The sequence below is a fragment of the Aeromonas sp. HMWF014 genome, from assembly GCF_963878295.1.
Lineage (GTDB): Bacteria > Pseudomonadota > Gammaproteobacteria > Enterobacterales > Aeromonadaceae > Aeromonas > Aeromonas popoffii.
In genome coordinates this window covers 1-11,093 of sequence record NZ_CAWNYS010000034.1, presented here as the reverse complement: position 1 = coordinate 11,093, position 11,093 = coordinate 1, and the positions used below count along the sequence as shown (strand labels likewise).

The following is an 11,093-nucleotide window of genomic DNA, read 5'->3' as shown; positions in this document are numbered from 1 at the left end:
TCTCTCAACCTGTACCTGCGACCCCCCCGTTGAGGCTCATCAGGCCCAAGCAATTGAAAATAAATAAGTTTAAATTCAAATAAAACAACAAGAACGTCACAAAAACAAGAGGTACAACAATATCTCAAAATTTAGATCTCTTTGTCTAAATAAGAGCATGCGCCGGATCACATAACCACCATCTATTTCATGAGGGCTTGACGCATTGTTGTTAGGTTCAATTCAGCAACACCAACGACACCCTATCAAAAACTCTTTTAATAAAGGGACAATATATGCTCAGTCAAATTCAACGCTTTGGCGGAGCAATGTTTACTCCTGTACTACTGTTTCCATTTGCAGGTATGGTAGTGGGCATTGCAATCATGCTGAAAAACCCCATGTTCGTGGGAGAGTCGCTGGCCAACCCGCAAGGGTTGTTCTTTCAAATAGTCCATATTATTGAAGAGGGTGGCTGGACCGTATTCAGAAACATGCCACTTATATTTGCCATTGGCTTGCCCATAGGACTGGCAAATAAGGCGCAGGCACGAGCCTGTCTCTCCGTCTTGGTCAGCCTCATGACCTGGAACTATTTCATCAACGCCATGGGGATCACCTGGGGCAGTTATTTCGGGGTCGACTTCAGTCAGGATGTGGGGGGTGAAAGTGGCCTCGCCATGGTGGCCGGGATCAAGACGCTGGATACCAGCATCATAGGTGCCATCTTCATCTCAGGCATAGTGACGGCGTTGCACAACCGTCTGTTTGACCGCCAGCTGCCGGTCTTCCTCGGCATCTTTCAGGGCAGCTCGTTTGTCACCATAGTCGCCTTCTTCGTGATGATCCCCTGCGCCTGGCTGACCCTGCAGGGGTGGCCCAAGGTACAGATGGGCATCGCCTCCCTGCAGGAGTTCATGCTGATCTCGGGCCCGCTCGGTGTCTGGGTCTACACCTTCCTCGAGCGAATTTTGATCCCGACCGGCCTGCATCACTTTATCTATGGCCCCTTTATCTTCGGCCCTGCGGCAGTGGAAGGTGGCATCCAGCTCTACTGGGCCCAGCATCTGCAGGAGTTCAGCCAGAGCACTCGCCCGCTGATTGAGCAGTTCCCTCAGGGTGGCTTTGCCCTGCATGGCAACTCGAAGATTTTCGGTGCCATGGGGATTGCCTTGGCCATCTACGCAACGGCAGCCAAAGAGAACAAGGCCAAGGTGGCAGGCCTGCTGATCCCGGCCACTCTGACCGCCATGCTGGTCGGCATCACAGAGCCGCTGGAGTTCACCTTCCTCTTCATCTCGCCGCTGCTGTTTGCCATCCACGCCCTGCTGGCCGCCACCATGGCCACCGTCATGTACCTGTTCGGTGTCGTCGGCAACATGGGCGGCGGCCTGCTCGACCAGTTCCTGCCGCAGAACTGGATCCCCATGTTCCACAACCATGCCAGCATGATGTTTACCCAGATAGCCATAGGCCTGGCGTTCACCGGGCTCTGGTTCCTGATATTCAAAAGCCTGATCCTGAAATTTAATTTGAAAACCCCGGGGCGGGAAGACAGCGAAATAAAGCTGTATTCCAAAGCGGATTATCAGGCAGCCAAACAACAACGAGGCAGTGATATTGCGACTCAAATTATCGAGGCACTCGGCGGCAGCAACAATATAAGGAGCCTGAATAATTGTGCCACCCGCTTAAGAATATCGCTGATACATGCCAGCCAGGCAGCGGCAGATGACATTTTCAAACAACTGGGCGCCCATGGTGTGGTTCGCCATGGCGACAGCATCCAAATCATTATCGGTCTGCATGTGCCTCAGGTACGTGAAAATATGGAATCGATAATGAACAACCCCACTCAATCCTCTTCTTTCGTAACGGAGTCATGATCATGAAAAAATTCTCTGTAGTCATCGCCGGCGGCGGCAGCACCTTTACTCCTGGTATCGTTCTGATGTTGCTGGAGAACCAGCATCGTTTCCCGCTCAAGGAGATCAAGTTCTACGACAACGACGGTGCCCGCCAGGAAGTCATCGCCGAGGCATGCCGGATCCTGCTCAAGGAGAAGGCACCCGAGATTGCCTTCAGCTACGGCACTGACCCCAAGGCAGCCTTCAGCGAGGTGGATTTTGTCATGGCCCACATCCGGGTCGGTAAATACCCCATGCGCGAGCTGGACGAGAAGATCCCCCTGCGTCACGGCGTGGTCGGTCAGGAGACCTGCGGCCCGGGCGGCATCGCTTACGGCATGCGATCCATCGGTGGCGTGCTGGAGCTGGTCGATTACATGGAGCAGTACTCCCCCAACGCCTGGATGCTGAACTACTCCAACCCGGCAGCCATAGTGGCGGAGGCGACCCGTCGCCTGCGTCCCAACGCCAAGATCCTGAACATTTGTGACATGCCGATCGGGATCGAGGGGCGCATGGCCCAGATCGCCAGCCTCAAGTCACGCAAGGAGATGCGGGTACGCTATTACGGCCTCAACCACTTCGGCTGGTGGACCCGTATCGAGGATCTGGCAGGCAACGACCTGATGCCGCAGATCAAGGAGCATGTCGCCCGCCACGGCTATGTGCCCGATCACGCCAGTCATGCCGAGGCAAGCTGGAACGATACCTTCGCCAAGGCCAGGGATGTGTGGGCGCTCGATCCGGATACCCTGCCCAACACCTACCTGAAGTACTACCTCTACCCGGACTATGTGGTCGCCCACGCCAACCCTGAACATACCCGCGCCAATGAGGTGATGGAGCATCGCGAGAAACAGGTGTTCAGCGCCTGCCGTGCCATCGTCAAGGCGGGTCACTCAGCAGCGGGCGAGCTGGAGATAGACGAACACGCCTCTTATATAGTGGATCTGGCCACCGCCATCGCCTTCAACACCCAGGAGCGAATGCTGCTGATAGTCCCGAACCGGGGCGCCATCAGCAACTTCGACCCCGAAGCCATGGTCGAGATCCCCTGCCTGGTGGGCAGCAGCGGGCCGGAGCCCTTGCAGGTCGGCACTATCCCCCTGTTCCAGCAGGGCCTGATGGGCCAGCAGGTGGCGGTCGAGAAGCTGGTGGTGGAAGCCTGGGTCGAACGCTCCTACCAGAAGCTGTGGCAGGCGATCACCCTGTCCAAAACGGTGCCGAGCGCCTCGGTGGCGAAGGCCATCCTGGATGACCTGGTGACCGCCAACAAGGATTACTGGCCGCCGCTGCAATAAATCGCCCATAAACAAAAACCCCCTCGGTGAACGAGGGGGTTTTTCGTGGTGCCAACGACTGCTGTTCGGTCAGCGCAGGGATTTGACCGAGCGACGAACGATCAGTTCAGGCTCTACCGTCATGGACTCGACTTCCAGCGCCTTGTTGCGGATCCGGCTCACCAGGTGCTTCACTGCCAGCAAGCCAAGCTCGGCCTTGGGATGACGAATGGTGGTGAGCGGCGGGCTGGAGAAGCGCGCCATTTCCACGTCGTCATAGCCGATGATGGAGATGTCGTCCGGCACCTTGACCCCGGCTTCCCAGGCGGCGCAGATGGCACCGATGGCCATGGGGTCGTCGAAGGCAAACACAGCCGTCGGGCGAGGCGTGAGGGCCAGGATGCGCTGCATGGCATCGAAGCCGCTCTGGCTCTCGTAATCCCCTTCGAAGATCTGCGCGTCTTTCAGGGTCAGGCCATGTTCGCCCAAGGCGTCGCGTACCCCATCCAGTCGCTGCTGGGTGGTCGGCTTGGCGATCTGGCCCGTGATGCAGACGATGTCCGTGTGCCCCTGCTCCAGCAGATGGCGCACGGCCAGACGCGCACCTATACGGGCGTTGTCGTTGATCACGTTGGCGAAATCGCACTCGGTTCCCCAATCCAGCACCACCTGCGGCACATTCTTGTGAATGCGCAGCATGTCACGCAGCGGGGTGTCGATATCGGTTCCCAGCACCAGCAGGCCGTCGACCCGCTTCTCCATCAGCATTCTCAGGTAATGCTGCTGGCGGGGCGGCTGGTTTTCGGTGTTGCACAGGATCAGGCTGTAACCCTGTTCGAAACAGTACGCTTCCACCCCCTGCACCACTTCAGCAAAGAAGGGGTTGGCACTGGTGGTGACCAGCATGCCTATGGTTTTGGTTGAGTTTATCTTGAGGCTGCGCGCTACCGAGTTGGGCGCGTAGTTGAGTTCTGCCACCGCCTCAAGCACTTTTTGGGTTGCATCTTCGCTGACCCGACGGGTGTGATTGAGTACATGTGAGACGGTGGAGATGGATACGCCTGCCCGTGAGGCGACATCCTTGATAGTGGCCATCTCTGTCTCCTGAATATCAAAAGCGGAACATTAGCAGATTTCCCAAATAAAGGCTTGGTTTTAACAGGCACTGCCGATGAATTGTCAATGCAGGCTAATCTAGGTGCTCCTTTCTATTTGCGCAAACGGATTTTGGTCAAAACGGGAGCAGTGTCAGAGTAAAATATCATCAGTTTTTTCATCTACCATCTGTCACCAGCACACCTTGTTATGAAGATGTTAACTATACAAATCAGTATTAACGTCTGAAAAATAATTTTAAATCAGCTATTTGCTTCAAAAAAGCACTATCTCACCCGCTCTGGTTAGTATCTTTAACAGCTTGTTATTGCCCAGCGAGGAATGATAGAACCATAACTATTACCGGACTGGCGGGATCTCGGTCCGGAATGGCACACGGGCAATGAAACAATCCACTGATTAAGGGACGAATCGATGAATAAGTTGAGCAAAATGGCAGTCAGGGCAGCGGTTTCTATGGCTCTGTTCGGATCGGTATCACTGGCCCAGGCGGCTGACACCATCAAGATCGGCATTGCCGGCCCGGTCACCGGTGCGGTCGCCCAGTATGGTGACATGCAGTTCACCGGCGGCAAGATGGCGGTCGAGCAAATCAACAAAGCTGGCGGCATCAATGGCAAGCAGATCGAAGCCATCATCTATGACGACGCCTGCGATCCCAAGCAGGCCGTGGCGGTCGCCAACAAGGTGATCAACGACGGTGTCAAGTTCGTGGTCGGCCACCTCTGCTCAGACAACACCCTGCCCGCCTCCGACATCTATGAAGATGAAGGCGTGCTGATGATCACCCCCGCCTCCACCAACCCCAAGATCACCGAGCGCGGCTATCAGCTGGTGCTGCGCACCATAGGTCTGGACAGCGACCAGGGCCCGACCGCCGCCAAGTACATCATCGAGCAGGTCAAGCCCAAGCGCGTGGCCATTATCCACGACAAGAAACAGTACGGTGAAGGCATCGCCACCAGCGTGAAGACATCTCTGGACAAGGCCGGCGTGAAAGTGGTGGCGTTTGAAGGCGTCACGGCCGGTGACAAGGACTTCTCCGCCCTGATCGCCAAGCTGCAGAAAGAGAACGTCGATTTCGTCTACTACGGCGGCTACCACCCTGAGCTGGGTCTGATCCTGCGTCAGGCTGGGGAGAAGGGCCTGAAAGCCAAGTTCATGGGTCCGGAAGGGGTCGGCAACAAGGACATCTCCGCCATCGGTGGCCCGGCTTCCGAAGGTCTGCTGGTGACCCTGCCGAACAAGTACGATCTGGTGCCGACCAACGCCCCGCTGGTGGCGGCGTTCAAGGCCAAGGGTCAGGACTCTTCCGGTCCCTTCGTGTGGACTACCTATGCTGCGGTGCAGACCCTGGCGGCCGGTATTGCCAAAGCGGGTGAGGATGACCCGGCTGCGGTCGCTGCCGCCATCAAGGCCACACCGATCGATACCGTCATGGGCACCCTGAGCTGGGCGCCGAGTGGTGACCTGAAAGGCTTTGAATTCGGTGTGTTCCAGTGGCACGCCGACGGTACCTCCACCCAAGTCAAATAATCTGCCGGTCGGGGTGACATGAGTCACCCCTCTTTTCTTTGCGGGCAAGCACAGGGATCGCAGTATGTCCGAACACCTCCTTTACCTGGTTCAGCAGCTGCTGAACGGGTTAACCATAGGTAGCACCTATGCGTTGATCGCCATTGGCTACACCATGGTCTATGGCATCATCGGCATGATCAACTTCGCTCACGGCGAGGTTTACATGATTGGTTCCTATGTCGCGTTTATGGTGATGGCCGGGCTCATGATGATGGGCATCGACAGCACCTTCCTGCTGCTGGGAGGCGCCTTCCTGGTCAGCATCATCATCACGGGAACCTATGGCTGGACCATAGAGCGGGTCGCCTATCGCCCGCTGCGGGGCGGCAACCGCCTCATCCCCCTCATCTCCGCCATCGGCATGTCGATCTTCTTGCAGAACATGATGCGAATGGCGCAGGGCTCGCGTGATATCGCCATGCCTACCCTGATCTCCGGGGGCTGGACCCTGGGCGCCGGGGACGGCTTCCAGGCCAGCCTCTCCTACATGCAGCTCATCATCTTCGTGGTGACCTTCATCACCATGCTGGTACTGACCCAGTTCATCGGCCGCTCCCGCATGGGCCGAGCCTGCCGCGCCTGTTCGGAAGATATCAAGATGGCCAACCTGCTGGGGATAGATACCCACGTGGTCATCTCCATCACCTTCGTACTGGGGGCCACCCTGGCCGCCGTCGCGGGCGTGCTGCTCGGCATGTATTACGGCGTCATCAACCCCTACCTCGGCTTTATGGCCGGCCTGAAGGCCTTCACTGCAGCGGTATTGGGTGGCATAGGCAGCATTCCCGGCGCCGTGCTTGGCGGCCTGCTGCTGGGGGTGGTGGAAGCACTCACCGCCGGTTATCTCAGCACCGAGTACAAGGATGTGATGGCCTTCGTCCTGCTGATCGGCGTCTTGCTGTTCATGCCCACCGGCATTCTGGGTCGCCCGGAGGTCGAAAAAGTATGATAAAACCTCAATGTATTCATGCACCTGTCTCCTGTCTGATGCGGCTCTTCATGTCCATCAGCGACATTCTCGGCCAACCGGAAGGGGAGAAAGACTGATGAAAAGCCAATTCATTCACGCTTGCATCGCCAGCCTGGTATTGCTGGTGCTCTCCTTCTGGTTGCTCGGCTTCAAGCTCGAGACCGACGGCACCCGTTTGCTGGTCATCAGCCGCCTCGACGTGTCACTGGCATGGCTGGTGGGCGGTGCCGCCCTGGTATTCTGGTTCCAGATGTTGCGCGGCCAGATCAGCCGGCTGTTCAACGGCTCCATCAGCGGCTTCTCCATCGGCTTCAACAAGCTGGTGCTGCCAAGCCCGGAAGAGGCACCAAAGCTCTATAACCTGACCGCCGTGCTGGTGCTGCTGTTTGCGGTGAGCTGGCCCTTCATGGCCTCGCGAGGCGCCATCGATCTCGCCACCCTCACCCTGATCTACATCATGCTGGGACTGGGGCTGAACGTGGTGGTGGGCCTGGCCGGTCTGCTGGATCTGGGCTATGTCGGCTTCTACGCGGTCGGCGCCTACAGCTATGCCCTGCTCAACACCTATTTCGGGCTGAGCTTCTGGGAGTGTCTGCCCATCGCGGGCCTGATGGCGGCTACCTTCGGCTTCCTGCTCGGCTTTCCTGTGTTGCGGCTGCGGGGAGATTACCTGGCCATCGTCACCCTGGGCTTTGGCGAGATCATTCGCATTCTGCTCAACAACATGACCAGCCTCACCGGCGGCCCGAACGGCATCTCCGGCATTCCCAAACCGACGCTCGGCGGCCTGGAGTTCAACCGCACCGTCAAGGACGGTGGCTTTGGCACCTTCCACGACTTCTTCGGCATCGCCTACAACGCCAACCACAAGGTGATCTTCCTCTACCTGATGGCGCTGGTGCTGGTGGTGGCCACCCTGTTCGTCATCAACCGGTTGCTGCGCATGCCGCTGGGCCGCGCCTGGGAAGCACTGCGGGAGGACGAAATCGCCTGCAAGTCACTGGGGCTCAACCCCACCATCATCAAGCTGACCGCCTTCACCATTGGTGCCACCTTTGCCGGTTTCGCCGGTAGCTTCTTCGCCTCGCGCCAGGGCTTTATCAGCCCGGAATCCTTCGTCTTTATCGAGTCGGCCATCGTCCTTGCGATTGTAGTGCTGGGCGGCATGGGCTCCCAGATCGGGGTTGTGCTGGCCGCTATCGTGATGACGGTTCTGCCTGAGCTGGCCCGTGAATTCAACGAGTACCGCATGCTGATGTTCGGGCTGCTGATGGTGTTCATGATGATCTGGCGACCACAGGGACTGCTGCCGATGACCAGACCTCACCTGGAGCTACAGAAATGAGCACTCATCAGAAGTTGTTGGACGTCTCTGATCTGTCGATGCGCTTCGGTGGGCTGCTCGCAGTCAACGGCGTCAAGCTGGACATAGACAAAGGGGAGGTGATCTCCATCATTGGCCCCAATGGCGCGGGCAAGACGACCGTCTTCAACTGCCTGACCGGCTTCTATCGCCCGAGCGGCGGCGTTATTCGCTACAAGGGTGAGGAGATCCAGGGGCTACCCGGTCACCTCATCGCCCGCAAGGGGATAGTACGCACCTTCCAGCATGTGCGGCTGTTCAAGGAGATGACGGCGGTGGAGAACCTGCTGGTGGCCCAGCATCGCCATCTCAACACCAGTTTCATCGCCGGCCTGTTCAAAACCCCGGCCTTTCGCCGTGCCGAGCAGGAGGGGCTGGAACACGCCGCCTTCTGGCTGGAAAAGGTGGGCCTCAAGGATCTCTCCAATCGCACCGCCGGCAACCTGGCCTATGGCCAGCAACGCCGGCTCGAGATCGCCCGCTGCATGGCAACCCGGCCCGATCTGCTGATGCTGGACGAGCCGGCCGCCGGCCTCAACCCGCACGAGACCGATGAGCTGAACGAGCTGATCATCAACCTGCGGGACGAATTTGGCGTCTCTGTGCTGCTTATCGAACACGACATGAAGCTGGTGATGGGCATCTCCAACCGCATTTTCGTGGTCAATCAGGGCACCCCGCTGGCCCACGGCAAGCCGGATGAGATCCGCAACAATCCAGCCGTGATCAAGGCCTATCTGGGCGAATCGTAGGACCCAAGGAGTCACGATGTTAGAACTTCGCAACGTATCGACCCACTACGGCAAGATCCAGGCACTACATGACGTCAGCGTCGAGGTGAAAGAGGGGGAAATCGTCACCCTGATCGGCGCCAACGGCGCCGGCAAGACCACCTTGCTGATGACCCTGTGCGGCGAGCCCAAGCCCAGCAGCGGCAGCATCTGGTTCGAGGGGGAGCAGATAAGCTCCCTCACCACGGCCCGCATCATGCGCAAGGACATCGCCGTGGTGCCGGAGGGGCGTCGCATCTTCGCCCGCCTGACGGTGCAGGAGAACCTGCTGATGGGCGCCTTCTTCGTCGACAAGGCCGAACAGCATGGGCTGCTGGATCAGGTGTTCACTCTGTTCCCGCGGCTGCACGAGCGGCTGCAACAGCGGGCAGGCACCATGTCAGGCGGCGAACAGCAGATGCTGGCCATCGGCCGCGCCCTGATGAGCAAGCCGCGCCTGCTGCTGCTGGATGAACCCTCACTGGGGCTGGCCCCCATCGTCATCCAGCAGATCTTCGACACCATAGAGCAGCTGCGCCAGAAGGGAATGACCATCTTCCTGGTGGAGCAGAACGCCAACCAGGCACTCAAACTGGCCGATCGGGGCTATGTGCTGGAGAACGGCCATGTGGTACTGCATGACACAGGCGCAGCCCTGCTCGCCAACCCGGCCGTGCGGCAGGCTTATCTCGGCGGCTGACAGGCGTGTAGACGTTCACCATAACGACAAGGGAGCCACTGGCTCCCTTATCTTTTGTGGGGTTAGTTTGCGCCCCGGCTTGCGGTACACTGACCGGTAATCAACCTATTCGCAGGACCTCTCAATGGACCAGTTTGCCCATATCAGTGCCCATGATGCCCACCAGAAGCTCAGCGCTGGTGAAGCCCGCCTCGTGGATATTCGCGATCCGCAATCCTTCGAGGCTGCCCACGCGGTCGGCGCCTTCCACCTCACCAATGGCACCCTGGTGCGCTTCATGGATGAGGTGGATTTCGATACCCCCGTGATAGTGATCTGCTATCACGGCAACAGCAGCCAGGGGGCAGCCCAGTATCTGCTGCAACAGGGCTATGACCAGGTCTACAGCCTGGATGGCGGCTTCGAGGCGTGGCGCAAAGCATTCCCCGTTCAGGCAGGCGACGCATGACAGGGGCGGGCAAGTCTTCCTCAACCGGCATGATCCAGCTGCTGGTGCTCGATAACGCCCGCATGGCCCAGGCGCTGGTAGACTACCTTGCGACACTGGGCATCTCCTGCGAGCTGACCCAGTCCGAGCTCGGCGTCTCGGTCTGGCTGGCGGACGAGCAGCGCCTCGCCCAGGCCCAGCTGGAGGTGAAACGCTTCCTGGCCGAGCCGACCCATCCGCGCTACATGGAGGCCTCCTGGCAATCAGGCAGCGCCGATGCCCGCATCGACTACAGCAAGGGAATGACGGATCCCATCACCGACTTCCTCCATCAGGCGGGGCCGCTGACCCTGGTGGTGATCATTGCCTGTCTGGCCATCTATGCGCTGAATGCCATCGGCCTGCCGATCTTTGACGAGCTGGCGTTCCACCTGACCATGGCCCAGTTTACCGACTGGCAGGCGTGGCGTTACTTCACCCCGGCTTTTATCCACTTCTCGGTGCTGCACCTGGTGTTCAACCTGCTGTGGTGGTGGTATCTGGGGGGCCAGATAGAGCAGCGCCTCGGCAGCGGCAAGCTGCTGATCCTGCTGCTGGTGGGGGCTGCCCTGCCCAACATCGCCGAGTTCTTCGTCAGTGGCCCGCGGTTTGGCGGCCTCTCCGGCGTTGTCTATGCCCTGCTCGGCTACTGCTGGCTGCGCGGCAAGCTGCAACCGGCCTGCGGCCTCACTCTGCCACCGGCGCTGATGGGTTTCATGCTGTTCTGGCTGGTGCTCGGTTTCTTCGACTTGCTCGGCACCAGCACGGCCAACATGGCCCACCTGGTGGGTCTGCTGGTCGGTCTGCTGCAAGGCTGGCTGGACAGAAACCACCAGCCAGCCTGACGGTTTGCCCTGCCCCAGTCGCAGAAACGAAAACGCCGCCCCGAAGGGCGGCGTTTTTATTAGCCGACTGGCTTACTGCTTGAGCAGGCTGCCATTGGTCACCTGGACCAGGGTACCGC

The 11,093-nt window shown here is 58.8% G+C and carries 10 protein-coding genes; 9 read left to right on the top strand and 1 reads right to left on the bottom strand.

What is annotated here, in order from left to right; all coding sequences use genetic code 11:
- The first annotated feature begins 275 nt into the window (after positions 1–275).
- On the top strand, positions 276–1,865 hold the full coding sequence (locus AAC083_RS01240) for an alpha-glucoside-specific PTS transporter subunit IIBC (RefSeq protein ID WP_108535678.1): 1,590 nt from the start codon (positions 276–278) through the stop codon (positions 1,863–1,865).
- Complete coding sequence (locus AAC083_RS01235) at positions 1,862–3,187, top strand: 6-phospho-alpha-glucosidase (RefSeq protein ID WP_219927856.1); 1,326 nt, start codon at positions 1,862–1,864, stop codon at positions 3,185–3,187. The genes AAC083_RS01240 and AAC083_RS01235 overlap by 4 nt, the downstream gene beginning before the upstream one ends.
- Positions 3,188–3,256: 69 nt before the next feature.
- On the opposite strand, the gene AAC083_RS01230 is transcribed toward AAC083_RS01235, so the two are convergent.
- Entirely contained in the window at positions 3,257–4,261 is a 1,005-nt protein-coding gene (locus AAC083_RS01230; RefSeq protein WP_042036086.1) for a substrate-binding domain-containing protein, read from the bottom strand.
- 435 nt (positions 4,262–4,696) lie between these two features.
- On the opposite strand from AAC083_RS01230, the gene AAC083_RS01225 reads away from it, so the two are divergent.
- The 7 genes from AAC083_RS01225 (at position 4,697) to glpG (ending at position 10,974) form a co-directional block, all read left to right on the top strand.
- Positions 4,697–5,818: a branched-chain amino acid ABC transporter substrate-binding protein gene (locus tag AAC083_RS01225; protein ID WP_181364616.1), complete on the top strand. Its 1,122-nt coding sequence runs from the start codon at positions 4,697–4,699 to the stop codon at positions 5,816–5,818.
- Between the two features lie 64 nt (positions 5,819–5,882).
- Entirely contained in the window at positions 5,883–6,809 is a 927-nt protein-coding gene (gene livH, locus AAC083_RS01220; protein ID WP_108535676.1) for a high-affinity branched-chain amino acid ABC transporter permease LivH, read from the top strand.
- A gap of 97 nt (positions 6,810–6,906) precedes the next feature.
- Positions 6,907–8,175 (top strand): high-affinity branched-chain amino acid ABC transporter permease LivM, encoded by a 1,269-nt coding sequence (locus tag AAC083_RS01215; RefSeq protein ID WP_042036083.1) that lies wholly within the window; start codon positions 6,907–6,909, stop codon positions 8,173–8,175.
- Entirely contained in the window at positions 8,172–8,945 is a 774-nt protein-coding gene (gene livG, locus AAC083_RS01210) for a high-affinity branched-chain amino acid ABC transporter ATP-binding protein LivG (protein ID WP_042036082.1), read from the top strand. The genes AAC083_RS01215 and livG overlap by 4 nt, the downstream gene beginning before the upstream one ends.
- 16 nt (positions 8,946–8,961) lie before the next feature.
- Positions 8,962–9,663: an ABC transporter ATP-binding protein gene (locus AAC083_RS01205; RefSeq protein WP_108535675.1), complete on the top strand. Its 702-nt coding sequence runs from the start codon at positions 8,962–8,964 to the stop codon at positions 9,661–9,663.
- A 124-nt stretch (positions 9,664–9,787) separates the two neighbouring features.
- Entirely contained in the window at positions 9,788–10,111 is a 324-nt protein-coding gene (gene glpE, locus AAC083_RS01200; protein WP_042036079.1) for a thiosulfate sulfurtransferase GlpE, read from the top strand.
- A gap of 29 nt (positions 10,112–10,140) precedes the next feature.
- Positions 10,141–10,974, top strand: a complete 834-nt coding sequence (glpG, locus tag AAC083_RS01195; RefSeq protein ID WP_042036117.1) for a rhomboid family intramembrane serine protease GlpG — start codon at positions 10,141–10,143, stop codon at positions 10,972–10,974.
- Positions 10,975–11,093: the final 119 nt, after the last annotated feature.